We start from the raw sequence: 25,577 nt of genomic DNA, 5'->3' as shown, positions 1-25,577 counted from the left end.
TCGGAGCGGCATGTGATCGGTCACGGAAGTGTCCACAGGTGGCCTCGCCGCCGGATCCGGCCCGTTTTCCTCACTAACCTTGTCGCCGGGACGCGATAGGGTTCATGCCGTTCCGGCCCAGCGTACGAGGGAGATGAGCGGATGCTTACCGCTGGAGAGGTCGCCGGGCTGATCGCGGCCACGGGCTGGATTGTCCTGGTCTGCGTTCTCGCCATGGTGCTCGTCAAGCTCGCCAGGCTGCTCACCGAGACCACCAAGGCGGTCTCCGACCTGAACAACCGCCTGGTGCCGCTGCTCGACGACGTGAGCGTCACGGTCAACGAGACCAACAGGCAACTCGTCGCCGTCGAGGCGATCGCCCAGGACGTCAAGCAGGTCAGCGCGCACGCCGCCAAGCTCAGCGCGGTGACGCAGACCATCTTCACCGGCCCGTTGATCAAGGTGTCGTCGCTCGGCTACGGCGTGCGGCGCGCCATCGAGGCCCGCAGGCCCGTCCGGGTGAGGCGGTCCCGGTGATCAGACGGCTGTTCTACCTCTCGCTCGGCGCGTTCTTCGCCTTCTGGGTGATGCGCAGGCTGCAGGCGCTGCACCCGACCCACGTCGTGCGGCGCACCGCCGACGGCGCGGCGGGGATGCTCGCGCGGGTGAGAGACTTTACCTCTGACGCGCTCGGCGAGGCCGCCGAGCGCGAAACCCAGTTGCGGGCGCGCTTCGGGCTCGACAACGCTGAAATCGACAACTGACTACCAGCAAAGGATGGCCACAATGGAGTCGGCAGAGATAGCCCGCCGCTTCCTGCGCTTCTTCGAGGAGCGTGGGCACAAGGTCGTGCCCTCGGCCAGCCTGATCGCTGAGGACCCCACGCTACTCCTGGTTCCTGCCGGTATGGTGCCGTTCAAGCCGTACTTCCTGGGGCAGCGCAAGCCTCCGGCGTCACGGCTGGCCACCGCGCAGAAGTGTGTGCGCACGCCCGACATCGAAGAGGTCGGCAAGACCACCCGGCACGCCACCTTCTTCCAGATGCTCGGCAACTTCTCCTTCGGCGACTACTTCAAGTCCGAAGTGATCCCGTTCGCGTGGGAGCTGCTCACCAGGTCCGAGTCCGACGGCGGCTTCGGCTTCCCCGAGGAGCGGCTGTGGGCCACCGTCTACCTTGAGGACGACGAGGCCTACGACATCTGGCGCAACAAGGTCGGCGTGCCCGAGAGCCGCATCCAGCGCCGCGGCCTGGAGGACAACTACTGGCACATGGGCGTGCCCGGCCCTGGCGGCCCCTGCTCGGAGATCTACTACGACCGCGGCCCCGAGTACGGCAAGGAGGGCGGCCCCGTCGCCGACGAGGACCGCTACCTCGAGGTCTGGAACCTCGTCTTCATGCAGTACCAGCTCAGCCAGGTCCGCACCAAGGTCGACTTCGACATCTCCGGCGAGCTGCCGGCCAAGAACATCGACACCGGCATGGGCCTGGAGCGCATGGCGACGATCCTGCAGGGCGTCGACAACCTCTACGAGATCGACACCACCTACAAGATCCTCGACAAGGCGGCCGAGCTCACCAAGACCCGCTACGGCCGCGACCACCGCGCCGACGTGAGCCTGCGCGTGATCGCCGACCACGTGCGCACCGGCACCATGCTGGTCGCCGACGGCGTCATGCCCGGCAACGAGGGTCGCGGCTACGTGCTGCGCCGCATCCTGCGCCGCTCGGTGCGCAACCTGCGCCTGCTCGGCTCCGGCGACGAGCGCTACATGCACGAGCTGACCGACGTCGCGATCAACGTGATGGGCGAGCAGTACCCCGAGCTCAAGGTCGACGCGCCGCAGATCCACGCGGTCATCGACGCCGAGGAGACGTCCTTCCTCGGCACCCTCCGCACCGGCACCGCGATCTTCGACGTGGCCGTCGAGGAGACCAAGCGCAAGTCCGGCTCGACGCTCTCGGGCGACCAGGCATTCCAGCTCCACGACACCTACGGCTTCCCCATCGACCTCACCCTGGAGATGGCGGCCGAGCAGGGCCTGAAGGTCGACGAAGAGGGCTTCCGCCGCCTGATGAAGGAGCAGCGGCAGCGGGCCAAGGCCGACGCGGCGGCCAAGAAGACCGGAAACGCCGACATCTCCGTCTTCGGTCACCTGCTGGAGAAGGCCGGCAAGATCGACTTCCTGGGCTACGACGAGACCGAAGCCGAGACCACCGTCGTCGGCATCCTGGTCGACGGCGTCAGCGTGCCGGCGGCCGGCGCGGGCACGACCGTCGAGATCGTGCTCGGCCGCACCCCGTTCTACGCCGAGGGCGGCGGCCAGCTCGCCGACCAGGGCGTCATCCGCACGGCGGGCGCCGAGGTCGAGATCCTCGACGTGCAGTCGCCGCTCAAGGGCCTGATCGTCCACCGCGGCAAGGTCCGCAGCGGCGAGCTCAAGGCGGGCGACGAGGCGCAGGCCGAGATCGACGTCGAGCGCCGCCGGGCCATCTCGCGCAGCCACAGCGCCACCCACCTGGTCCACCGCGGCTTCAAGAACGCGCTGGGCGAGACGGCCGCGCAGGCGGGCTCGGAGAACTCCCCGGGCCGCTTCCGCTTCGACTTCACCGCGGCGGGCGCCGTCCCGGCCAGCGTGCTGCGCGACGTCGAGGACGAGGTCAACGCGGTGCTGATCAACGACCTCAAGGTCAACGCGTTCTACACCTCCCAGGCCGAGGCCAGGGCGATGGGCGCGCTGGCGATGTTCGGCGAGAAGTACGGCGACGAGGTCCGCGTGGTCGAGATCGGCGACTACTCGCGCGAGCTGTGCGGCGGCACCCACGTCCACAGCTCCGGGCAGCTCGGCCTGGTCAAGGTGCTGGGCGAGCAGTCGGTCGGCGCGGGCGTGCGCCGGGTCGAGGCGCTGGTCGGCATCGACGCCTTCCGCTTCCTGGCCCGCGAGAGCGTGCTGGTGGCCCAGCTGTCCGAGCAGCTCAAGGCGCGCCGCGAGGAGCTGCCCGAGCGCATCGAGGGCATCGTCACCCGCCTGCGCACCGCCGAGAAGGAGCTGGAGAAGGTCCGCTCGGCGCAGGTGCTCCAGGTGGCCGGCGAGCTGGCGTCCCAGGCCCGTGACCTGCACGGAGTCTCCGTGGTGACACACCGCGCGCCTGATGGCACCGGCGCCGACGACCTGCGTAAGCTCGCGCTTGATGTGCGTGGCAGATTCCCGGCCGACCGGCCGGCGGTCGTGGTGATCGCCGGCGCCCCCTCCGACCGGCCCGTGGTGGTCGCCGCGGTCAACGAGGCGGGGCGCGAGCGGGGGCTCAAGGCCGGAAGGCTGGTCGGCGTCGCCGCCAAGGCTCTTGGGGGTGGCGGTGGCGGCAAGGACGATGTCGCGCAGGGCGGCGGTACGCGGCCCGAGGCGATCGGCGACGCGCTCGGCCTGGTCGAACAGGCCATCGGCGAGCAGATCGGATGACATGAGGTTCGGTTCGCGGATCGGCGTCGACGTCGGTTCCGTCCGCATCGGCGTGGCGCGCAGCGATCCCAGCGGGACGCTGGCCACGCCGGTCGAGACCGTACGCCGGGGCAAGGGCGACCTCGACCGCCTCGCCGAGATCGTCGCCGAGCACGAGGCGATCGAGGTGATCGTGGGGTTGCCCACGTCGCTGTCCGGGCGTGAGGGGCAGGCGGCCGGGCTGGCCCGCGCGTTCGCCGCCGAGCTGGCCGGCCGGCTGGCGCCCACGCCCGTGCGGCTGTTCGACGAGCGGCTCACCACGGTCGCGGCCCAGCACGGGCTGCGGGCCAGCGGCGTACGCGCCAAGAAGCAGCGCGGGGTCGTCGACCAGGCGGCCGCCGTCGTGCTGCTCCAGGACGCCCTCGACTCCGAACGCGCCACCGACAGACCACCAGGCAGGCCCGTCGAACCGCCCCCCGCGGCGGCCGACGGACCTGCCTCATGACCGGGCGGCACCACGAGGCCCGTCACGAGGCCCGTCACGAGACTTGTTGTGAGGGCATGGTTCGTGCGCAGGCCCCGATCTCGCCCGCCGGGCGTCCGACCGGCGAGGTGGCCGCGTGAACACCACCCCCGACGACGACGGCGGCGAGGTGATCCCGTTCCTGCGGGCGGACTCCGAGCAGGAGACGCCCCCGGCGGCCGAGGAGCACCCCGGACACAGCCCGCGGCCCGCGGGCGAGAACCCTGCCGGGAGCGGCCCGCGGCCGGCGGATAGGGATCCTGCCAGCAGCATGCCCCACCCGGTGGGCGAGGGGGCTGCCAACAGCGGCCCGCACCCGGTGGGCGAGGGGGCCGCCGGGAGCATGCCCCGCCCGGTGGGTGAGGGGTCTGCCGGGAGCATGCCGCACCCGGCGGGTGAGGGGTCTGCCGGGAACATGCCTCACCCGGCGGGTGAGGGGTATGCCGGGAACATGCCTCACCCGGCAGGTGAGGCGTCTGCGGGGAGCGGCCCGCGACCGGTGGCTGAGGAGGCTGCCGGGGGCAGTCGGTCGTCGCGCCGTGGCCGGGCCCTGGGCAAGGCGGGGCTGGTCTCCGCCGCGCTGGTCGCCGCCCTGGTGGCGGCGGGCGCGGGCGTGCTCACGGTGGTCAGGCCGTACCTGAGCCCCGAGGACTTCGAGGGCATGGGCAGCGGGACGGTCACCGTCCGCATCCCGCCCGGGGCGAACGCCGAGGAGATCGGCACGGCGCTGGCCGACGCCGGCGTCGTGGCAAGCTCGCGTTCGTTCGTGAACGCGGCCCAGGAGCGGGCCGTGGCCAACCGGCTGCGTCCCGGCCACTACCGGCTGCGCAAGGGCATGGCCGCGGGCGCGGCGCTCGACCTGCTGCTCGCGCCCGCCTCCCGGCTCGTCAGGCGGGTGGCGGTGCCGGAGGGGCTGCGCGCGGGCGAGGTGCTGCGGCGCGTCGCCCAGCTGGCCGCGCTGCCGCTGAAGGAGCTGCAGAGCGTGGACAAGAGCCTGCTCGGGCTGCCCTCGTACGCGCCCGGGATCGAGGGTTTCCTGTTCCCCGCCACGTACGACGTCGAGCCCGGCGACAAGGCGGTGGACGTGCTGGCCGCCATGGTCGAGCGGTGGGGGGTGGCCGCCCGGCAGATCCACCTGGCGGAGGGGGCCCGGCGGCTCGGCCTGACCCCGCTGGAGGCGCTCACGGTCGCCAGCCTCGTGCAGGCGGAGGGCGGCACCGACGCCGATTACCCCAAGATCGCCAGAGTGATCTACAACAGACTCAAGAGCAACACGCCGCTGGAGCTGGACACCACGGTCCTGTACGCGCAGAACCGCCGGTCACTGAAGGTCACCGAGAGCGACACCAAGGTGAACTCGCCCTACAACACCTACCACCGTCGCGGGCTGCCGCCGGGGCCCATCGCGAATCCGGGGGAGAAGGCGCTGCTGGCGGCCCTGAATCCGGCCGCGGGTGATTGGCACTGGTTTGTGACGACGGATCCGGCGCATAGAATCACCAAATTCACCAACAAAGAGAGCGAGTTCGTGAGATACCGGGAAGAGTTGAACAAGAACCTCGGGACGGACTGATGTTCGGCGGGACCCCCCCTGTGCCCGCGCAAAAGCCCCATACCGGGTCATGCGCCCTCTTCCCATCCCCTAGCATGGCTACCCAGAGTGATCTCCGCTGGTCGTGGGAGCATGCCCGGCGGATCCCCCCGTTTCGCCCGGTGAGCTCCGCCGGTTCGGCACAACCGCTTGACGCCGAACGGGCCGTACCGGGAGATTGGCCAGCGCAGCTATGAGCGATCTCGACCTGAACTCCCTGCTCGGCACCGAGGACGACGAGGGCCGGTCCCGGCGCCGTGCCCGCGGCTCCGGCAAGCGCGGCGGCAACCGCCGGCGGCGCAGACGTCGTAACCGCGGCGGCTTCATCGCGCCGTTGCTCGCCTTCGTCGTGCTGGCGGGCATCATCGGCGGCGGCGGCTACTACGGCTACCTGTGGGTCAGCGACGCCCTCGTGCCCGACGACTACACCGGCCAGGGCACCGGCGAGGTGATCGTCGAGATCAAGGACGGCCAGAGCGCGTCGGAGGTGGCCGAGGAGCTGGTGCGCCTCGGCGTCGTGGCCAGCGCCAGGGCGTTCAGCACCGCCATCGGCAACGCCGGCAAGAGCGGTTCGCTGCAGCCCGGCCAGTACAAGATGCGCAAGAAGATGGCGGCGGCCGACGCGGTGGCGATGCTGAGCCCCGAGAACAAGCTGCTGGCCAAGGTGGGCGTCAAGGAGGGCCTGCGGCTGTCCGACACGCTGACCACGCTGGCCAAGGCGACGGGCAAGCCGGCCAAGGGCTTCGCGGCCGCGGCCAAGGACACCGCCGACCTCGACCTGCCGTCGTACGCCAAGGGCAAGCTGGAGGGCTACGCCTTCCCGGCCACCTACGAGTTCCCGCCCAACGCCACCCCGGCCCAGATCCTGGGCGCGATGGTCAAGCGGTTCAACCAGACGGCCGACGAGGTCGACCTCGAAGGCGGCGCCAAGGCCCTGGGCCGCAAGCCCCAGGACATCGTGGTCATCGCCAGCATCATCCAGGCCGAGGCCGGCCGGTTCGAGGACATGCCCAAGATCGCCCGCGTCATCTACAACCGGCTCGACCGCGACCCGGAGATGAAGCTGGAGATGGACAGCACGGTCATGTACGCGCTCAACAAGTACCGCACCGCCGCCACCATCGCCGAGACGAAGACCAAGAGCCGGTACAACACGTACATGTACCTCGGCCTGCCGCCGGGCCCGATCTCGAACCCGGGCCAGCACGCCATCGAGGCGGCGCTCAACCCGGCCAAGGGCGACTGGCTGTACTTCGTCGCCACCGACCCCAACAGCCGCGTCACCAAGTTCGCCACCACCGAGGCCGAACGCCAGGCGCTGCTGGCCGAGTACAAGCGGAACGGCGGCTGACCTCCGCCGCGGGAGCCGTCCGACGACCGGCGGCCCCGCGGCGTGGTAGGAGTAGGGACCGTGTTTCCGGAAGGAGTGTCGATGCGGGCTGCGGTCATGGGCTCGCCGATCGGGCATTCGCTCTCGCCCCACCTGCACAGGGCCGCCTACGCGGCGATGGGGCTCGACGGGTGGAGCTACGAGGCGATCGAGTGCGACGAGGCGCGGCTGCCCGGCCTGCTCGCCGGGCTGACCCCCGTGCGCGGGCAGCGCGACGGTGAGGAGCGCGGCGCCGAGCAGGGCGGCGAGCGCGTCTGGGCCGGGTTGTCGCTGACGATGCCGCTCAAGCGCGCCGTGCTGCCGCTCCTCGACACCGTCTCCGACCTGGCCGTCGAGGTGGGCGGGGCCAACACCGTGGTCTTCGCCGACGGTCTGCGCCACGGGCACAACACCGACGTCCACGGCATCGAGCAGGCGCTGGCGGAGGCGGGGGTGCCCGCGCCGCGGTCGGCGACCGTGCTGGGCGGCGGCGCCACGGCCGCCTCGGCGCTGGCGGCCCTGCGCAACCTGGGGCTGTTCGCGGCCACGCTGCTGGTCCGCGACCCGGCCAGGGCGGGGGAGACCGCCGAGGTGGCCGAACGGCTGGGCGTGGCGCTGGCAGTGGAGACGTTCGACAAGCTCGACGCGTACACCGGGGTGGACCTGGTGGTCTCCACGCTGCCCGCGGGGGCCGCCGACGCCTTCGCCGGACGGCTGGCCCGCGTGCCGGCGCTGTTCGACGTGGTCTACGCCCCCTGGCCCACCAGGGCGGCCACGGCCGTCCGCGACGCGGGCGGCACGGTGGTCGGCGGCTTCGCGATGCTGCTCCACCAGGCGGCGCGCCAGGTGGAGCTGATGACCGGCCGCCTGGACGTGCCGGTCGAGGCCATGCGCGCGGCGGGCGAGGCCGAGATCGCCCGGCGGGCCGCGGCCCGTCCGCAGTGATCTTCCCGGCGATTACCCGCGCCGGCGGGAAGATTCGAGGCGCCTGCGTGGTTGTGGTAGTGTAGCTCTCTGATCGGTCCGGCATGCCTTGCTGGACGCGCAAGCGGAGGTCTCCCTCCCACCCGAGTCGCCGAAAGGTGGCCGGGTCCAGGATCACGCCGGACTCTCCGGGGAGCTCGAGGCCACGAAGCCATAGAGCTCAGTGGCCCCGCATGCGCGACGTGCGGGGCTTTTCGCGTCTTCGGCGCGGAAGGCCCCCGCCACGACGAGCACGTAGGGATCGCAAACCTAGGAGGCCCCATCAGCACTGAGCCCCGCATCAACGAGCGTATCCGAGTTCCCGAGGTTCGCCTCGTGGGCCCGAACGGCGAGCAGGTCGGCATCGTCAGCATTCACGACGCGCTGAAGCTCGCCCAGGAGGCCGACCTCGACCTCGTCGAGGTCGCGGCCACGGCTCGACCGCCCGTGTGCAAGCTCATGGACTACGGCAAGTTCAAGTACGAGTCCGCGATGAAGGCGCGCGAGGCGCGCAAGAATCAGGCGCACACGATCATCAAGGAGATCAAGCTCCGGCCGAAGATCGACCCGCACGACTACGAGACCAAGAAGGGTCACGTGGTGCGGTTCCTCAAGGCGGGGGACAAGGTCAAAGTCACGATCATGTTCCGCGGACGTGAGCAGTCCCGGCCGGAGCTCGGCTTCCGGCTGCTGCAGCGGCTGGCGGAGGACGTCCAGGAGCTCGGGTTCGTGGAGTCCCAGCCCAAGCAGGACGGCCGTAACATGATCATGGTGATCGGTCCGCACAAGAAGAAGGCCGAGGCCAAGGCCGAAAAGGCTGCCGCCAAGGCGCAGCGTGGCGGCGAGGAGCTTCCCGCATCGGAAGAGGAGTCTTCCGTGCAGGCGGCGGAGCCTTCCGTACAGGAAGCGTGACCCGCGGCTGGGGTTAGCCTTACACCACGCGCCCCGGCAGCCACCGGCAGACGAACAAGCCGCGACCGGGCCGGCCAGCACCGGCCCGGCCACCGGCACGACCGAATTGAGGAGAGACGGCGACATGCCGAAGATGAAGACGCACAGCGGTGCGAAGAAGCGGTTCCGGCTCACCGGCACCGGCAAGCTCAAGCGCCGCCGCGCCAGCCGCGCGCACTACAACGAGTGGAAGTCGTCCACGCTGACGCGTCGTCTCAAGGGTGAAGTCGTCGTTTCGCCGGCAGACACCAAGAAGATCAAGAAGCTGCTCGCCAAGTAGCGCGAACCCCCGGGGAGAAGAAACATGGCACGCGTGAAGCGGGCGCTCAACGCCAAGAAGAAGCGCAAGGTCGTCCTCGACAGGGCGAGCGGTTACCGTGGCCAGCGGTCGCGGCTGTACCGCAAGGCCAAGGAGCAGATGCTCCACTCGATGACGTACGCCTACCGGGACCGCAAGGACCGTAAGGGTGCGTTCCGCCGTCTGTGGATCCAGCGGATCAACGCCGCTGCCCGCGCCAACGGCATCACCTACAACCGCCTGATCCAGGGCCTGCGCCTGGCCAACATCGAGGTCGACCGCAAGATCCTCGCTGACCTCGCGGTCAACGACGGCGCGACCTTCGCCACGCTCGTCGAGGCCGCCAAGAAGGCGCTCCCGGCGAACGTGAACGCTCCGGCCACCGCGAGCTGAGGTCGCCTTCAGACACAGAGGGCCCACCGTCACGGTGGGCCCTTTTGCTGTATCCACGCACGATCAGGGGGAGAGCATGGCCGGGTCCGAGCTGACCAACGTGAAGTCGCCGAGGGTGAAGGCCGCACGCAGGCTCACCAAGCGCGCCTTCAGGGAGCAGGACCGCAGGTTCCTGGCCGAAGGGCCGCAGGCGGTGCGCGAGGCGCTCAAGCTCGACGGCGTGACGCTGGAGCTGTTCACCACGGCCGAGGCCGAGCTGCGGCACGCCGAGCTCATCACCCAGGCCACGCTGCAGGGGGTGCCCGTCCACCGGGCCAGCGGCGAGGTCATGTCCGAGCTGTCCCAGACGGTGACCCCGCAGGGGCTGCTGGCGGTGTGCCGGCTCGTGCACGTGCCGCTGGAGGAGGCGCTGGCCGGGGAGCCGAAGCTGGTCGCGATGCTGGCGCACGTACGCGACCCGGGCAACGCCGGCACCGTCATGCGGGCGGCCGACGCCGCCGGGGCGGACGCGGTGATCTTCACCGACGCCTCCGTCGACCCCTACAACGGCAAGTGCGTACGCGCCAGCGCGGGCAGCCTGTTTCATCTGCCGGTCGTCATCGGTGCACCGGTCGCCGCCGCCGTGCGTCAACTGAGGGAGCGGGGCATGCGCGTGCTGGCGGCCGACGGCGCGGGCAAGCACACGCTCGACGACGTGGATCTTTCCGGACCGACTGTGTGGATCTTCGGGAACGAGGCCTGGGGACTGCCGGAGGAGATACGCGCCGAGGCGGACGATGTGGTCAGAGTGCCCATCTACGGACAGGCTGAAAGTCTCAACCTGGCCACCGCCGCGGCGGTGTGCCTTTACTCCTCCGCCAGGGCTCAGCGAGTGCCCTAGGCGGCCGGAAACCCGCTATTGTCGGCGTTGTAGGCGGAGGAGGCGAGGTCGTGCACGGCGCAGAAACCGACGGGCGAGTCGTGGCCGCCGCGTGCACGATCTCCATCGACGACCTCCCCGACGGTCTTATCGTGACCGACCGATATGGGTGCGTGCTGGCCGTCAACCGGGCCGCCGCCCGGCTCACCCGGGTCGCCATGGAGCGCGCCGTGGGCCGGGAGATGAACGAGGTCTTCCCCTTCCGCGACCACGACGGGCGCGAGTGGTGGAAGGCGCTCGACCCCGAGGGCGGGCTGCGTACCAGGACCAGGGTGCCCGAGCGGCCGCTGCACCTGCCGGGCGGCCAGGAGCTCTACGTCGCGGCCCGGCTGGTGCGCGAGCCCGAGCGCGGCGGCGAGGTCGAGCGCGTCACGATCACCCTGCGCGACGGCGGCGCCCGCGCCCGGCTGGAGCGCAGCCGCGCCGACCTGGTCTCCACCGTGGCCCACGAGCTGCGCTCGCCGCTGACCAGCGTCAAGGGCTTCACCGCCACCCTGCTGGCCAAGTGGACGCGCTTCACCGACGAGCAGAAGCGCGTCATGCTGGAGACCGTCAACAACGACGCCGACCGCGTCACCCGGCTCATCACCGAGCTGCTCGACGTCTCGCGCATCGAGTCCGGGCGGCTGGAGGTGCGCCGCCAGGTCGTCGACGTGCCGGCCAGGGCGCGCCGGCTGGTCGCCGGCCGGGTCGCGGCGGGCGACTCGGAAGACCGCTACCGCCTGATCGTCGGCGACCGTTTGCCGGAGATGTGGCTCGACCAGGACAAGATCGACCAGATTCTGGGTAATCTGGTGGAGAACGCGGTGCGCCACGGGCGTGGCACCGTGACGATCGAGATCGAGTCCGTCGGATGGGGAGTGGCCGTGTCGGTGCGCGACGAGGGCGAGGGCATCGAGCCCGAGCTGGCTCCGCGCGTCTTCCGGCAGTTCTGGCGGGGCGGCAACAGCCGCCGGCGCGGCGGCACCGGGCTCGGCCTGTTCATCGTGAAGGGCCTGGTCGAGGCGCACGGCGGCACGATCACCGTGCAGCGTGCGCCCGAGGGCGGCGCGGAGTTCCGATTTACCGTGCCCACCGGCACACCCGACTTCGCCACGGTCTGAAGCCCCGAGCGGCTCGACACCCGTCGAAGTCGGTCCGGTGGGCGGGCCCCACTAGACTCATTTCCGCTCAAGCCCTGGATACGGAGCTCACTCTTGTCTGACTACGACCCCGTCGAGGTGACGCCGTTGCATGCCGACGAGCTGTCCCGCATGGAGGCCGACGCCCTCACGGCGATCAAGGCGGCCGACAGCCTCGACGCACTCAAGCAGGCCAGGCTGGCGCACGCGGGCGACCGCTCGCCCATCGCCCTGGCCAACCGCGAGATCGGCGCCCTGCCGCCGGCCGCCCGCGCCGAGGCCGGCAAGCGCGTCGGCGGCGCCCGCAGAGCGATCAACGAGGCGCTGGCCGCCCGCCAGGCCGAGCTGGAGGCCGAGCGCGACGCCCGGGTGCTCGTCGAGGAGACCGTCGACGTCACCCTGCCGTGGGACCGGCGGCCGCGCGGCGCCCGTCACCCGCTGACCACGCTGCAGGAGCGCGTCGCCGACGCGTTCGTCGCCATGGGCTACGAGGTCGCGGAGGGCCCCGAGCTCGAAGGCGAGTGGTTCAACTTCGACGCGCTCAACATCGCCACCGACCACCCCGCCCGCTCCGAGCACGACACGTTCTTCGTGGACTCCACCGAGTCGGGCATGGTGCTGCGCACCCAGACCTCGCCGGTGCAGATCCGCGCGCTGCTCCAGCGCGAGCTGCCGGTCTACGTCATCTCGCCGGGCAAGACGTTCCGCACCGACGAGCTCGACGCCACCCACACCCCGGTCTTCCACCAGACCGAGGGGCTGGCCGTCGACGAGGGCCTGACCATGGCCCACCTCAAGGGCACGCTCGACAGGTTCGCCGAGGTCATGTTCGGCGAGGGCATCACCACCCGGTTCCGGCCGAACTACTTCCCCTTCACCGAGCCGTCCGCCGAGATGGACCTGAAGTGCTTCGTCTGCCGCGGCGCCTCGGCGATCCCCGGCAACCCGCCGTGCCGCACCTGCAAGTCCGAGGGCTGGATCGAGTGGGGCGGCTGCGGCATGGTCAACCCGCGGGTGCTCATCGCCTGCGGCGTCGACCCCTCGCGCTACTCCGGGTTCGCGTTCGGCATGGGGATCGAGCGCACGCTGATGTTCCGCCACAACGCCGAAGACATGCGAGACATGATCGAGGGGGACGTGCGCTTCACGCTCCCGTTCGGAATGGAGATCTGATGAAGGTCCCGCTCTCCTGGCTGCGGGAGTACGTCGATCTCCCGGCGGCCACCGCGCACGAGGTGGCCGACAGGCTCACCATGGCCGGGCTCAAGCTTGAGGCCATCACCTCCTACGGCCACGACGTCAAGAACGTCGTCGTCGGCGAGGTGCTGGAGATCGAGGAGCTCACCGGCTTCAAGAAGCCGATCAGGCACTGCAAGGTCGAGGTGGGCGAGGCGACGCCGCGCGAGATCGTTTGCGGCGCCACGAACTTCGTCGCCGGCGACCGCGTCCCCGTCGTGCTGCCCGGCGGCGTGCTGCCGGGCGGGTTCGAGGTGGGCGCGCGCAAGACGTACGGGCGCATGTCCGAGGGCATGATCTGCTCCGAGCGCGAGCTGGGCCTCGGCGACGACCACAACGGCATCATGGTGCTGCCCGCCGGCACGCCCATCGGCACCGACGTGGTCGAGCTGCTCGGCCTGCGCGACGACGTGATCGAGCTGGAGATCACGCCCGACATCGGCTACGCGCTGTCCGTCCGCGGCGTGGCCCGCGAGGTGGCCACCGCGTTCGGCGTGGCCTTCCGCGACCCGGCCGACGTCGAGGTGCCCGCCGAGACCGAGCCGTCCTGGCCGGCCTCCATCGGCGACCCGACGGCCTGCGACCGGTTCGTGCTGCGCGAGGTGCGCGGCTTCGACCCGGCCGCGCAGAGCCCGCTGTGGATGCGGGTGCGGCTGAGCCGGTCCGGCATGCGCCCGGTGTCGCTGGCCGTCGACATCACCAACTACCTGATGCTGGAGCTGGGCCAGCCGCTGCACGCCTTCGACCGGTCGAAGCTGACCGGCGAGATCGTCGTCCGGCGGGCCCGGGAGGGCGAGCGGCTGGAGACGCTCGACCACGTCGTGCGCGAGCTCGACCCCGACGACATCCTCATCACCGACCAGTCGGGCCCGATCTCCATGGCGGGCACGATGGGCGGCCTGGAGACCGAGATCTCCGACGGCTCGACCGACATCGTCATCGAGGCCGCCCACTTCTCGGCCACCGGCATCTCGCGCGAGTCGCGCCGGCATGGGCTGGTCTCGGAGGCGTCCAAGCGGTTCGAGCGCGGCGTCGACCGCGAGCTGCCGCTGGTCGCCTCGTGGCGGGCGGTGCGCATGCTGGCCGAGCTGGGCGGCGCGACCGTGCAGCCCGGCGTGACGCACGCCGAGGTCGACGTCACGCCGGCGCGCATCGCGATCCCGGCCGGTCATCCGTCGGCCGTGGCGGGCGTCCCGTACTCCAAGGAGGTCGTCGTCGGCCGCCTGGAGCAGGTGGGCTGCCTCGTGACCGACGGCGACGACCCGGCCGTGCGCCAGGGCGGCGTCGACCCGACCGGCGTCGTGACCGGCGGCGAGCTGGCCGCCCGGCTGGCCGTCACCGGCCCCGACATGATCACGGTCACCCCGCCGTCGTGGCGGCCCGACCTCACCGACCCCAACGACCTGGCCGAAGAGGTCATCCGGCTCGAAGGCTACGACCGGCTGCCGTCGGTGCTGCCCAGCGCCCCGGCGGGCGCCGGGCTGACCGAGGGGCAGCGGCTGCGCCGGCGGGTCGGCCGGGCGCTGGCCGAGGGCGGCTACGTCGAGGTGCTGAGCTACCCGTTCATCGGGGCCGACGACTTCGACCGGCTGCAGCTGCCCGCCGACGACGCGCGACGCCGGGCCATGCGCCTGGCCAACCCGCTGTCGGAGGACGAGCCGCTGATGCGCACGACGCTGCTGCCCGGCCTGCTCAAGACGCTGGTCCGCAACGTCGGGCGCGGCTTCGGCGACGTGGCGCTGTTCGAGACGGGCGCGGTCTACCGGCCCCGGGAGAACGCCCCCGCCGCCGCTCCGGTGCTCGGCGTCTCGCGCCGTCCCACCGAGGAGGAGCTGGCCTCGATCGAGGCGGCGCTGCCCGACCAGCCGCTGCGGGTCGCGGTCGTGCTGGCCGGGGAGTTCGAGCGGTCCGGCTGGTGGGGCTCCGGCCGGCAGGCCTCGTGGGCCGACGCCGTGCAGGCCGCCCGGCTGATCGCCGCCGAGTCGCGGGTCGAGCTGTCCATCAGCGCCGACCAGCACGAGCCGTGGCACCCGGGCCGGTGCGCCGCCCTCTACGTGGGCGACACGCTGGTGGGGCACGCCGGTGAGCTGCACCCGCGGGTCATTGAGGCGTACGGGTTGCCGCCGCGCACCGCGGCCATGGAGCTGGAGCTGTCACGGCTGGAGTCGGCCATGCCGGGGCCGGTGCAGGCGCCGCCGGTGTCCCCATACCCGGTGGCGACGCAGGACGTGGCGCTGATCGTGCCCGACTTCACGCCGGTGGCCGACGTGGAGGCGGCGTTGCGCGACGGGGCCGGCGAGCTGCTGGAGTCGGTGCGGCTGTTCGACGTCTACGCGGGTGAGCAGGTGGGCGAGGGGAACAAGTCGCTCGCCTACACGATGCGGTTCCGGGCGTCGGGCCGTACGTTGACGGTCGAGGAGACGACGGCGGCCAGGGACGCGGCGGTGGCGATGGCGGCCGACCGCGTGGGAGCCCAGCTCCGCAGCGCCTGAGCCGATCAGAGGGGCCGGTACGGATTGTCGTACCGGCCCTTTCTACTTGCGGCGCCGGCCGAGCGCGGTGAGGTCGATGTCGATGTCGAACGGCACGGTCAGCTTGAGCCGGTCATGGTGGACACCGGTGCCGATGTAGGTACCGGTGGCGGGGTCGAGCTCGTAGACGTAGACCACCGGCAGCGCGCCGGCCTTTTCGATGCGCCAGAAGTGAGGGATGCCTGCCTCGGCGTAGAGGGTGGGCTTGCGCTTCCTGTCGCGCTCCTCGGAGTCGGGTGAGACCACTTCGACGGCGAGGATGACATCTTCGGCCTGGTAGCAGGTCACCGCCTCATCAGAGGGCGCTTCCGGGCCCAGAACGATCAGGTCGGGCTCGGGCCGCTGCTTGGGCCCCAGCTTGACGGTCATCTCCTGACAGACCTGGAGGTGGTCGAGTGCGGCATCGGCGAGCGCTTGGTGCAGATCGAAGATCACGTTGTGGTGGAAGCGTTGCTGGGGGCTCCCGAAGACCAAGCTTCCATCAATCAACTCTGTGTGCGCAGGCAAATCCGGAATGTGATCGAGGTCTTCGGCGACGTAGCCCTGCGGCGGGGGGAAGGCCCAGTCGGGGAGTGAAGAAGAGGACTCCATCTTGAAGATCACCGCTTCGGCAGTCATGGTCCAACGCTAACCATGTATTCCGTGCACGCTCGGTGAACGAACGTACACGTGTGTAAGTCGCGGGAGAATGTGGGGCATGAGGCAGTTGCTGGTGTTCGGCGAGCGTGGGGATGCCGAGGAGGTCGCCGAGACGCTGGGGGAGTGGTTCCCGGGGCTCGGGGTGCCGCGGGTGGTACGGGAGACGCTCGCCGGTGAGGACGACGCCGAGGACGCCCAGTGGCTCGTCGTCGTGGAGGGGCTCGACGAGCAGGCCCTCGGTCAGGTGGATGAGCTGGTGGAGCGGTACGACGGCTGGCGGGAGCGGGAGTAAGGCGGCCCCGGCAAGCGGAGCCGCCCCGGCGGGTGGAGCCGGTCCGGCCGATGGAACGGCCGCCCGGGGTGGGCCGGTCCGGTCGGTGGAACGGCGATGGCGGGCCGGTCAGGCCGGGGTGGGGTGGTCGGATGACTGCTCGACGCGGCGGGCGCGTTCGGCGAGCGCGTGTTCGTCGGTTCTGGCGTCGTAGCGGCGGAATCCGGGCAGGGCGGCGGCCAGGCCCAGGACGGCGCCCACGCACAGCAGGCCGCCCGCGCCCAGCGAGAAGCGGGTGCCGCCGAAGTTGGCCATCAGGCTCGCGCGGGCGTTGCCCAGCATCGGGCCGCTGGCGTACGACAGCAACTCGATGCCCGCCAGCCGCCCGCGCAGCTCCTGCGGGATGGTCTGGTTCCACATCGTCGTACGGAAGATGCCGCTGATCATGTCGGCCGCGCCGGCCAGCGCGATGCACAGGAAGACCAGCCACACGCTCGGGGCCAGCGCGGTCAGCGTCATCGCCACGCCCCACAGCGCCGCCGCGACGATCACGCCGAGGCCCTGCCGCTGGACGCGGGCCGTCCAGCGGCCGGTCACCGAGGCGGCCAGGGCCCCCACGGCGGCCGCGGAGTACAGCAGGCCGAGCGACTCGGGCGAGCCCAGCTCGTCGGCCAGGAACGGGAACAGCGCGTTGGACATGGCGAACACCATGGCCGCGATGTCCACCAGGTACGTGCCCATGAGGTCGCCGCGGCCGGTGGCGTACCGCACGCCCTCGACCAGAGAGCTGAGCGAGGCGGGCGCGGCGTCCTCGACGGGCGGCAGCGACCTGATGCGCCACAGCAGCGCCAGGGAGAGCACGAAGGTCGCCGTGTCGATGGCGTAGGCGACGTGCGTGCCGAGGTGCACCAGCAGCAGGCCGCCCAGCGCCGGGGCGACGATCGCGCCGACGTTCCAGCGCAGGCTGTTCAGCACCGCCGCCGCGGCCTGCTGGTCGTGCCGGACCACCTGCTGCATCACCGCCTCCAGGCTCGGACGCTGGAGGCAGGCGATGCCGGTGGACAGGGCGCCCATCACGTACAGGACCCAGACCTGCGGGTGGGGGAGCATCGCGTTGACCACGAGGGCGGCGGTGGTGACCAGCAGGCCCAGCTCGCTCAGCACGATGATCCGGCGGCGGTCGAGCGCGTCGGCGATCGCGCCGCCCCACAGCCCGCACACCACCATCGGCACGAACTCCGCCAGGCTCATCATCCCGACCGCGACGTAGGAACCGGTCAGCTCCTTCATCTGGTACGGCAGCGCCACCATGGTGATCATCGTGCCGAACATGGTGACGACGCCCGCGCCGAACAGCAGGCGGTAGTCGCGGGAGTCGCGCAGCGGGCTCAGGTCGGGGGAGAGATGACGGAGCAGGCGCATGAGTGGTGCGGGCACGAAGTCTGATTGTCCGACCACGTCCGCGACGAGGGCAAATCATTTAGGCACGGCGAAGGCCCCCGGGGGAACCGGGGGCCTTGGCGGGAGGGGTGTCAGGCGGCGGGCACCTTGTCGAGGAAGCCGAGGACCCTGCGGATCCGGCCGTCCTCGGCCAGCTCGACCACGTCGAAGCCGACGGCCAGGGGCTCCTCGCCGGCCGGGCCCAGGTGCCAGGTGAAGCGGGCGATGTGGTGGTGGGCGTCGAACACCTCGCCCGGCGTGAACACCAGGCCGGGGAACATGCCCTGCGCGCCCTCGATCACGGCGGCGATCCCGGCGTGTCCGGCCACGTCGGCCATCGGGTCGGTGTAGGTCGCGTCCTCGGTCCACAGCTCGGCGACGGCCTTGGCGCGGGCGTCGGCGTCGGTCTCGTTCCAGGCGGCGATGTAGCGCTCGACGAGTTCGGCGGTCATGATGATCTCACTTTCTTCCAGAAGTTCTTCCAACGGTTCTCCGGAGACGGTTCTCCGGAGAGATGTCAGCGGCGGGCCTTGCGCAGGCCGGTGATCTGCAGCTCCGCGAACAGCCCCACGACCAGGGCCTGGGCGATGGCCCAGACGGCGCCGAGCGTGCTGAAGTCGAGCGCGCCGGTCACGACGGCGGCCACGCTGCCCAGGGTCCAGGCGATGTTCAGGCCGATGACGGCCTTGACGGCGGCCGGGTTGATCGCGGGGCGGGAGGCCAGCAGGCCGACGGCGGCGCCGTACACGAGCAGGAAGATCCCGATCTCGCGCAGCAGGCCCGCGCCCGGGCCGAGCAGGTCGCTCGCGGGGCCGGCCAGGGCCAGGTAGACCAGCCCGTTGACGCCGGTGACGACGGCGTCCGCAACAAGAGCGAGGCGCAGGAACCTGGTCCGGTCGGCGGTGACGGTGAGGGCGGTCATCTTGGCTCCTTCAAGTGCTGGTTGCGACACTTGAACGATGTCAGCCGGGGCGTAGGGGCCGCGATTACGCGCCAGGTAATGAAGTCCGCGAACCGGCCGCCGACCTGCGGGTTCTCCGGAGAAAAAGAACGGGGCGCCCCCTTGCGGAGGCGCCCCGGAGGGGTTTCAGGAGGGTGCGGGTCCCGGAAGCCGGGGTCGGGAGTGTGGCGTCCGGGAGCGGGCGGGGGCCGTGAGTGCGGAGCCCGGGAGTGGGTCGCGTCCCGGAAGCGGGTCCCGGGAGTGGCGTTCCGGTTGTGCGGGGTCTGCCGAGGGGTCAGGAGCCGAGGACCTCGCGGCGCAGGTGGGTCTTGAGGATCTTGCCGCCGGGGTTGCGGGGCAGCTCGCCCTCGCGGAACCACACGTGCGCAGGGATCTTGAACTTGGCGATCCGGTCCGCCAGGAACGAGCGCAGCTCCTCGGCCGTGACCGATCGGCCCGCCGCCGGCCGGACCACCGCGCCGACCTCCTCGCCCAGCTCGTCGTGCGGGACGCCGATCACCGCCACGTCGTCCACCGCCGGGTGCTCGAACAGGGCGGCCTCGACCTCGGCGCAGTAGACGTTCTCGCCGCCCCTGATCACCATGTCCTTGGCGCGGTCCACGATGTAGACGAAGCCCTCCTCGTCGATCCTGGCCAGGTCGCCGGTGTGCAGCCAGCCGTCCACGAACGTCTGCGCCGTGGCCTCGGGCTGGTTCCAGTAGCCCATGATCACGTTCGGGCCGCGCACGCACAGCTCGCCCACCTCGCCCGCGGGCAGCTCGGCGCCCATGGGGTCCACCACTCGCACGTCCACGACGGCCGAGGGCATGCCGATGCTGTCGGGCCTGGCGTGGTACTCGGCGCCGCCGTTGCCGATGGCCAGGGCGGTCGTCTCGGTCATGCCGTAGCCGTTGGAGGGGGCGCGGTCGGGCAGGTTCGTGGTGATGCGCTCCAGCAGCTTGGGCGGGGCGGGGGCGCCGCCGTAGCCGAGGGTGGTCAGCGACGACAGGTCGTACTTGCCGAAGTCGGGGTGCGACATGAGCTGCCAGGCGTTGGTCGGCACGCCGATCATCGTGGTGACGCGTTCCCGCTCGATCAGCCGCAGCGCCTGCTCGGGGTCCCACTTGTACATGAGCACCACGCCGCCGCCGGTGAACATCGAGGTGATCATGGCGGAGAAGCAGCCGGTGACGTGGAACAGCGGCACGGTCAGCAGCGTCACCCGGCGCACGCTCGCCGCCGCGCCCGCGTCCTTGCCGGCCATGGTGACCGAGCGGACGAGGCCGTAGGCCACGGTCATGGGGGACTGGCCGAGGTTGCGGTGGCTGCCCAGCGCGCCCTTGGGCCGGCCGGTGGTGCCGGAGGTGTAGAAGATCGTCGCCGGGTCCTCGGGGGACAGCTCGACGTCGGGCAGCCGCACGTCGGCGGTGACCTCGCCCAGCACGTCGCCGAACGACCGCGCGCCCTCGGGCGCCTCGCCCCTGGTCACGATCATCGGCACGCCCGTGGAGGCCAGCCTGACCGCCCGCTCGCCGTCGGCGATCAGCACCTTGGCCCCCGAGTCGCGCACGCCGTAGGCCAGCTCGGCCTCCGTCCACCAGGCGTTCAGCGGTACGGCGATGGCTCCGGCGGCCAGCGCCGCAGAGAACGAGACCACCCATTCCGGGTAGTTGCGCATGGCGATGGCGACGCGGTCGCCCTTGGTGACGCCGTACTCCTCGACCAGGCGGCGGGCGAGGGTGGCGGCGCGGCGGAAGTGCTCCTCGAAGGTGATGTGCTCGTCCTCGTAGGCCAGGAAGACCTGCTCGCCGTGGAACCTGCTGGTCTCCAGCAGGGCGCGGAAGTGTGCCGGCGCGTGCTTCCACGTGCGTACCCCGGTGTCGCCGATCTCCTCGGTCTCGAAAAGCTGGCCGGGGCCGGTGAGCTGGGCTTGGACCTGGGCGTGCGAAAGGGACATGCGCAGAACTCCCGCATCAGACGATTCTTCTGGACTTTCACAGTACCGACCGGTAGGTACGTCGCGCTAGAGCAGCCAAAACCCTGGCGACAGGTGTCCGTGAAAGTTTCATATAGAAACCGATATTTTTCGCTCGTCAACTGCTCTTTTGAGGGCGGCGCGCGATCGGCATTGACCGCTCTCCTGCATGTCAATACCGTCTGCGATGCGATCCGCTGGGGATCGAAAGGTTTCGGAATCGAGTGCCTGCCTCCGGAGGTAGATGCCCGTGCTCTCGTCCCTGTCCGTCAGAGTCCTCGCGCTGCTGGGGATTCTCGCAGCATTCCTCCTCCCCGCCACCTCGGCCGACGCCTCGGCGCCCCTGCGCACGCACGCGTCCGCCAAGGGCAAGTTCATCGGCACGGCGCTCGCCACCACCCCGCTGTCCGGCGAGACCTCCTACCGCACCATCGCGGCGACCGAGTTCAGCCAGGTCACCCCCGAGAACGCGATGAAGTGGGACGCCACCGAGCCCAGCCAGGGCCAGTTCAACTACTCCGGCGCCGACGCGATCGTCGCCTTCGCCGCCCAGAACGACCAGCAGGTGCACGGCCACACCCTCGTGTGGCACAACCAGACGCCGGGCTGGGTGCAGGGGCTGAGCGCGACCGCGATGCGCGCGGCCATGCAGAACCACATCGCCAACGTCGTCGGCCACTTCGCCGACAACCCGGCCGTCGTCTCCTGGGACGTGGTCAACGAGGTCTTCGAGGACAACGGCAACCTGCGCACGTCGTTCTGGTACAACACGCTGGGCTCGGGCTACATCGCCGACGCCTTCCGCGCCGCGCGCGCCGCCGACCCCGACGCCAAGCTGTGCATCAACGACTACAACACCGAGGGCATCAACGCCAAGAGCACGGCGATCTACAACCTGGTCTCCTCGCTGCGCCAGCAGGGCGTGCCGATCGACTGCGTCGGCTTCCAGTCCCACCTGGCCATCCAGTACGGCTTCCCCAGCGACTTCCAGCAGAACCTGCAGCGCTTCGCCGCCCTCGGCGTCCAGGTCCGGATCACCGAGCTGGACGTGCGCATGCAGACCCCCAGGGACGCCGGCAAGGACGCCACCCAGGCCACCTACTACCGCAACGTCGTCAACGCCTGCCTCGCGGTGACCGCCTGCCAGGGCGTCACGATCTGGGGCTTCACCGACAAGTACTCCTGGGTGCCCGACACCTTCCCCGGCCAGGGCGCCGCGCTGATCTACAACGAGAGCTACCAGCAGAAGCCGTCGTACACCGCCGTGCACGACGCCCTGGCCGGCGGCGCCGGCACCGACACCACCCCGCCCAGCACGCCGGGCGCCCCCACGGCGGCCAACGTCACCGCGAGCTCGGCCACCCTCACCTGGGCCGCCTCCACCGACACCGGCGGCAGCGGCCTGGCCGGCTACGACGTCTATCGCGAGCAGGGCAGCACCGACACCCGGCTCGGCCAGTCCACCGGCAACAGCATCAACCTGACCGGCCTGACCGCGGACACCCAGTACCAGGTCTACGTGCGGGCGCGCGACGGCGCGGGCAACCTGTCCGGCGAGTCCCCGTCGGTCACCTTCACCACCCTCACCGGGGGCGGCGGAGGCGGCTGCACCGCCGCGGGCACCGTGCAGACCCAGTGGAGCGGCGGGTACGTCATCCAGCCCGTGACCGTCACCAACACCCGCACGTCCCAGATCAACGGCTGGACGGTCACCTTCACCCTGCCCGCCGGGCACACCCTGACCGGCTCCTGGAACGCCGCCGTCACCGTCAGCGGGCAGAGCGTCACCGCCAGGAACGCCGGGTACAACGGCACGCTCGCGCCCGGCGCGAGCACCAGTTTCGGGTTCCAGGTCAGCAGGCCGGGCGGCGACACCGCGACGCCGTCCGCCTACACCTGCGCCTGACCCGCGCGACCTCCCCGGGCGGACATGGCCACCGCCCGGGGAGCCGCGCGACGGCGCGGCGGGGGCACGGGAGGGTGCCCGAACGGGGCCCTTGGTGGGGCCTGCGCGCGGTGGTACACAGTGCACATGGCAGAGATCATCCTGTTGCACTCCGCACAGGGCCTGCGACCGGGGGTAATAGGGGCCGCGGAGGCGCTTCGCGCGGGCGGGCACGTCGTGCGCACGCCCGACTACTACGACGGCGAGGTCTTCGACGACCTCGAATCCGGACTGCGCAAACGGGACGCGATCGGCTTCGACGAGCTCGCGCGCCGCTGGCGGGAGATCGCCGCGCAGGTGCGCGGGCCGGTCGTGTTCGCCGGGTTCTCGCTGGGCGGGTTCGGGGCCCAGCTCCTGGCCGCCACGCACCCGCTGGCCCGGGGGCTGCTGCTCTACCACGGCTGCGCGGCCGTGGCCGAGGTGAGCGCGCAGGGGTGGCCGGTCTCGGTGCCGGTGCAGCTCCACTACGCGGAGGGCGACCCGTGGATGGACGCCGGTGACGTCCGCAGCCTGCGGACGGAGCTCGGTCCGTTATTCGAGTGCTTCATTTATCCGGGAAATGTGCACTTGTTCGCCGATCCCGATCTTCCCGGATACTCCGAAGAGTCGGCGGCGCTTATGTGGAAACGAACCCGCGACTTTATTGCGCGGATATAAGACGATTTCGCGGATATTTCGTACTTGGGTCTATCAAAAGGGGCGATCTTTACTTTATGATCTCATCGGCCCATCAAGATCGACGGAAGGATCGCTCATGACGATCGAGATCAAGAAGGTCGAAGAAGTCGAGACCACCGGAAACAGCAACAGCTGCTGACCTCTTCGGGCCTCCCGCGACGCGGCCCGACCCCGCGGGAGGCCCTCACTCGCCCGGGAGCCGCCTTCATGCCCAGGATTCAAGTGAATCCGGTCTTCCCCCTGTTCATCGACGACGCCCGCGGGCGCGTACGGCTCGGCGACTTCCCCCCGACCGGCCAGATCCTCGACCCGGCGCCGCCACCCCTGCGCCGCCTGCTGCGCCTGTGCGCCGAGACCCCCGTCGAGCAGTCCGACCTGTACGACCTCCTCGACGACCTCACCCCCGCCGAGATCGACTCGGCCGTCGAACAGCTGCGCGCGGCCCGCTTCCTGGTCACCGACGCCGAGCTGGTCACGCTCGCCGCCGACGCCAGACTGTCCAGGTTCGCGCTGTTCATGGCCATGTTCCAGCCGGCCGACCGGGCCGTGGCCGCGCTCGGCGACCTCGCCGGCCGGCACGTGGCGGTGCTCGGCGCCGGCGCGATCGGCGGCCAGGTCGCCCTGCACCTCGCCACCTCCGGCGTCGGCCGCCTGACCCTGCTCGACGACGACCGCGTCGAGATCGGCAACCTGCACCGCCAGCACCTCTACACCGTCCGCGACCTCGGCGAGCCCAAGACGGCCGCGGCCGCCCGCAGGCTGCGCGAGCACTGCCCGGACGTCCGCGTCACGCGCGTCGAGCGGCGCATCACCGGACCCGCCGACGTCGTCACCGACGCCGACCTCGTGGTCAACACCGTCGACACCCCGCAGCCGCACATCCGCCGCTGGGTCAACGAGGCCTGCGTGCGGGCCGGCACGCCGTTCGTCACCGGCGGCTTCAACCAGCACGTCGGCCTGCTCGGCCCGCTGGTCGTGCCCGGCAAGACCGGCTGCCTGGCCTGCCAGGAGGCCGCCCTGGCCGCGCGGTACGGCTCCACCGTCCTGCCGGCCAACGACAACCCAGGACGGGCCATCCCGTCGTTCGGGCCGTTGTGCGGGATCGTGTCGGGCATGCTCGCGTCCGAGGTGATCCGCTTCCTGACCGGCACCGGGGACCCCGCCGTCGAGGGCCGCAGCCTCTGGCTCGACCTGCTCACGCTGACTACCACGGCCTACGACTTCGACCGCCGCGACGGCTGCGAGGTGTGCGGGTGAAGGCCGAGCCGCTGACGGACCTGTCGTTCCTCAGCGTCGTGGCCGACGGCCCGGACGACTACGTCATCGGCAACGGCGAGACGTTCGTCAACGTGCCCGGCGTGGCGGCGGCCGTGGTCGAGGCGCTCGACGGCACCAGGACGGCCGCCGAGGCCCGCGCCCTGGTCCTGGCCGAAAGCGGTCTGGACGTGGACGTCGCCGAGTTCGTGACCGGGCTCGGCGCGGCCGGCCTGCTCGACCGGCCCCGGCGACCGCCCAACCTGTGGGACCGGATCAGGCCCGGCCACGTGGCCTGGCTGTTCTCCCGTCCGGCGCACGCCGTGCTGGCCGCGCTGACCGTGTGTGCCCTGGCCGCGGCGGTCGCCAGGCCCGGCGTGCTGCCGTCGTTCTCCTCGCTGGTCTGGTCGGACAGCCTCACCTTCACCGTCGCCTTCGCCGCGGCCTCCTGGCTGCTGGTGCTGGTCCACGAGCTCGGCCACATCGCCGCGGCCCGGTCGCTCGGCGTGCGGGCCGAGCTGTCGCTCGGCACCCGCCTGCAGTTCCTCGTCGTGCAGACCAGGATCACCGGCATCTGGGGCGTGCCCAGGCGCGCCCGCTACCGCGCCCACCTGGCGGGCATGCGGGTGGACTGGTTCCTCGCCTGCGCCGGGACCTGCGTCCTGTACGCCGCCGACCTGCCCGTGGTGCGGCTGGTGGTGGTCATCTGCCTGTCGCAGATCGCCTGGCAGTTCCTGTTCTTCATGCGCACCGACGTCTACTACGCCATCGCCAACGCCGGCGGCAACAAGAACCTCATGGCCGACGCGCAGGCGTACCTGCGGGCGCGGCGCACCCGTACGGCGCCGCGCGGCGTCCGGGTGTACGCCTGGTTCCTCGTGGCAGGGCGGGTGCTCGGGCTGGCCTTCTTCGCGCTCTACACGGTCCCGGTGACGGTCGCCGTGTGCCGCCGGGCCGTCGAGGAGCTGCCGGGCTGGCAGCCGGTGGCCGCCCTGGCCGTGGTCGGCGCCGGCTGGGCGCTCTACCTGGCCGTCCTGGGCCGCCGCCTGCTCGCCTCCACCCGCAGTATGGCTCGCCCGTCCTCCTGAGACGGCTGACGTAGGGCGCGGTCCCGGCCGCCCCC

General features: G+C 71.1%; 24 protein-coding genes. 19 read left to right on the top strand and 5 right to left on the bottom strand.

The features are described from left to right. The first annotated feature begins 141 nt into the window (after positions 1-141). From ACWEJ6_RS20265 to ACWEJ6_RS20200, 14 genes are all read left to right on the top strand, one after another. A complete protein-coding gene (locus tag ACWEJ6_RS20265) occupies positions 142-516 on the top strand; it encodes a DUF948 domain-containing protein (RefSeq protein WP_452425289.1) in 375 nt (124 codons plus the stop codon). Further along, positions 513-743, top strand: coding sequence for a hypothetical protein (locus ACWEJ6_RS20260; protein ID WP_452425287.1), 231 nt, complete (start codon positions 513-515; stop codon positions 741-743). Before ACWEJ6_RS20265 ends, ACWEJ6_RS20260 begins: the two co-directional genes overlap by 4 nt. A 22-nt stretch (positions 744-765) precedes the next feature. Further along, positions 766-3,438, top strand: coding sequence for an alanine--tRNA ligase (gene alaS, locus ACWEJ6_RS20255; protein WP_387665143.1), 2,673 nt, complete (start codon positions 766-768; stop codon positions 3,436-3,438). 1 nt (position 3,439) lies between these two features. Further along, positions 3,440-3,922, top strand: coding sequence for a Holliday junction resolvase RuvX (gene ruvX, locus ACWEJ6_RS20250; RefSeq protein WP_352327834.1), 483 nt, complete (start codon positions 3,440-3,442; stop codon positions 3,920-3,922). A gap of 517 nt (positions 3,923-4,439) precedes the next feature. Then, complete coding sequence (gene mltG / locus ACWEJ6_RS20245; protein ID WP_387665148.1) at positions 4,440-5,513, top strand: endolytic transglycosylase MltG; 1,074 nt, start codon at positions 4,440-4,442, stop codon at positions 5,511-5,513. A gap of 211 nt (positions 5,514-5,724) precedes the next feature. Continuing rightward, positions 5,725-6,882 (top strand): endolytic transglycosylase MltG, encoded by a 1,158-nt coding sequence (gene mltG, locus ACWEJ6_RS20240; protein WP_358285788.1) that lies wholly within the window; start codon positions 5,725-5,727, stop codon positions 6,880-6,882. Between the two features lie 81 nt (positions 6,883-6,963). Then, the gene (locus ACWEJ6_RS20235) at positions 6,964-7,845 is read left to right on the top strand and encodes a shikimate dehydrogenase (RefSeq protein WP_452425283.1); all 882 of its coding nucleotides are present in this window, start codon (positions 6,964-6,966) and stop codon (positions 7,843-7,845) included. Positions 7,846-8,199: 354 nt separating this feature from the next. Next, positions 8,200-8,775, top strand: coding sequence for a translation initiation factor IF-3 (infC, locus tag ACWEJ6_RS20230; RefSeq protein ID WP_452425281.1), 576 nt, complete (start codon positions 8,200-8,202; stop codon positions 8,773-8,775). A gap of 124 nt (positions 8,776-8,899) precedes the next feature. Next, positions 8,900-9,094, top strand: a complete 195-nt coding sequence (gene rpmI / locus ACWEJ6_RS20225; protein ID WP_125635662.1) for a 50S ribosomal protein L35 — start codon at positions 8,900-8,902, stop codon at positions 9,092-9,094. 24 nt (positions 9,095-9,118) lie between these two features. Continuing rightward, positions 9,119-9,505 carry a 50S ribosomal protein L20 gene (gene rplT, locus ACWEJ6_RS20220; protein WP_358285792.1) on the top strand — a complete coding sequence of 129 codons (387 nt, stop codon included), beginning with the start codon at positions 9,119-9,121 and terminating at the stop codon, positions 9,503-9,505. Between the two features lie 76 nt (positions 9,506-9,581). After that, complete coding sequence (locus ACWEJ6_RS20215) at positions 9,582-10,385, top strand: TrmH family RNA methyltransferase (RefSeq protein WP_357986153.1); 804 nt, start codon at positions 9,582-9,584, stop codon at positions 10,383-10,385. A 50-nt stretch (positions 10,386-10,435) separates the two neighbouring features. After that, positions 10,436-11,527, top strand: a complete 1,092-nt coding sequence (locus tag ACWEJ6_RS20210; RefSeq protein ID WP_352364892.1) for a sensor histidine kinase — start codon at positions 10,436-10,438, stop codon at positions 11,525-11,527. A 150-nt stretch (positions 11,528-11,677) separates the two neighbouring features. Further along, positions 11,678-12,718 (top strand): phenylalanine--tRNA ligase subunit alpha, encoded by a 1,041-nt coding sequence (gene pheS, locus ACWEJ6_RS20205; protein WP_352364980.1) that lies wholly within the window; start codon positions 11,678-11,680, stop codon positions 12,716-12,718. After that, on the top strand, positions 12,718-15,273 hold the full coding sequence (locus ACWEJ6_RS20200; protein ID WP_452425277.1) for a phenylalanine--tRNA ligase subunit beta: 2,556 nt from the start codon (positions 12,718-12,720) through the stop codon (positions 15,271-15,273). The genes pheS and ACWEJ6_RS20200 overlap by 1 nt, the downstream gene beginning before the upstream one ends. Before the next feature lie 42 nt (positions 15,274-15,315). Here the strand turns inward: ACWEJ6_RS20200 and ACWEJ6_RS20195 are convergent, their stop codons facing one another. Further along, on the bottom strand, positions 15,316-15,930 hold the full coding sequence (locus ACWEJ6_RS20195) for a Uma2 family endonuclease (protein WP_452425275.1): 615 nt from the start codon (positions 15,928-15,930) through the stop codon (positions 15,316-15,318). A gap of 79 nt (positions 15,931-16,009) precedes the next feature. On the opposite strand from ACWEJ6_RS20195, the gene ACWEJ6_RS20190 reads away from it, so the two are divergent. After that, positions 16,010-16,243 (top strand): hypothetical protein, encoded by a 234-nt coding sequence (locus ACWEJ6_RS20190; protein WP_452425273.1) that lies wholly within the window; start codon positions 16,010-16,012, stop codon positions 16,241-16,243. A 108-nt stretch (positions 16,244-16,351) separates the two neighbouring features. On the opposite strand, the gene ACWEJ6_RS20185 is transcribed toward ACWEJ6_RS20190, so the two are convergent. The 4 genes from ACWEJ6_RS20185 to ACWEJ6_RS20170 all read right to left on the bottom strand — a co-directional run bounded on the left by ACWEJ6_RS20185 (position 16,352) and on the right by ACWEJ6_RS20170 (position 20,559). Beyond that, positions 16,352-17,659: an MFS transporter gene (locus ACWEJ6_RS20185; RefSeq protein WP_452425271.1), complete on the bottom strand. Its 1,308-nt coding sequence runs from the start codon at positions 17,657-17,659 to the stop codon at positions 16,352-16,354. Positions 17,660-17,754: 95 nt separating this feature from the next. After that, positions 17,755-18,114 carry a nuclear transport factor 2 family protein gene (locus tag ACWEJ6_RS20180; protein WP_358285803.1) on the bottom strand — a complete coding sequence of 120 codons (360 nt, stop codon included), beginning with the start codon at positions 18,112-18,114 and terminating at the stop codon, positions 17,755-17,757. 65 nt (positions 18,115-18,179) lie between these two features. Further along, complete coding sequence (locus ACWEJ6_RS20175) at positions 18,180-18,584, bottom strand: hypothetical protein (RefSeq protein ID WP_452425268.1); 405 nt, start codon at positions 18,582-18,584, stop codon at positions 18,180-18,182. 313 nt (positions 18,585-18,897) lie between these two features. Then, a complete protein-coding gene (locus ACWEJ6_RS20170) occupies positions 18,898-20,559 on the bottom strand; it encodes a class I adenylate-forming enzyme family protein (RefSeq protein WP_387665167.1) in 1,662 nt (553 codons plus the stop codon). 262 nt (positions 20,560-20,821) lie between these two features. Here ACWEJ6_RS20170 and ACWEJ6_RS20165 point away from each other — a divergent pair, with 262 nt between their 5' ends. The 4 genes from ACWEJ6_RS20165 to ACWEJ6_RS20150 all read left to right on the top strand — a co-directional run bounded on the left by ACWEJ6_RS20165 (position 20,822) and on the right by ACWEJ6_RS20150 (position 25,542). Then, positions 20,822-22,483: an endo-1,4-beta-xylanase gene (locus tag ACWEJ6_RS20165; RefSeq protein ID WP_452425266.1), complete on the top strand. Its 1,662-nt coding sequence runs from the start codon at positions 20,822-20,824 to the stop codon at positions 22,481-22,483. Positions 22,484-22,609: 126 nt separating this feature from the next. Beyond that, positions 22,610-23,179 carry a dienelactone hydrolase family protein gene (locus ACWEJ6_RS20160; RefSeq protein WP_452425264.1) on the top strand — a complete coding sequence of 190 codons (570 nt, stop codon included), beginning with the start codon at positions 22,610-22,612 and terminating at the stop codon, positions 23,177-23,179. A gap of 228 nt (positions 23,180-23,407) precedes the next feature. Then, positions 23,408-24,457 carry a TOMM precursor leader peptide-binding protein gene (locus tag ACWEJ6_RS20155; protein WP_452425262.1) on the top strand — a complete coding sequence of 350 codons (1,050 nt, stop codon included), beginning with the start codon at positions 23,408-23,410 and terminating at the stop codon, positions 24,455-24,457. After that, positions 24,454-25,542 (top strand): hypothetical protein, encoded by a 1,089-nt coding sequence (locus ACWEJ6_RS20150; RefSeq protein ID WP_452425260.1) that lies wholly within the window; start codon positions 24,454-24,456, stop codon positions 25,540-25,542. The genes ACWEJ6_RS20155 and ACWEJ6_RS20150 overlap by 4 nt, the downstream gene beginning before the upstream one ends. The last annotated feature ends 35 nt before the right edge of the window (positions 25,543-25,577 follow it).

It is taken from the genome of Nonomuraea sp. NPDC004702, from assembly GCF_053601695.1.
This window is presented reverse-complemented; position numbering and strand designations above follow the sequence as displayed.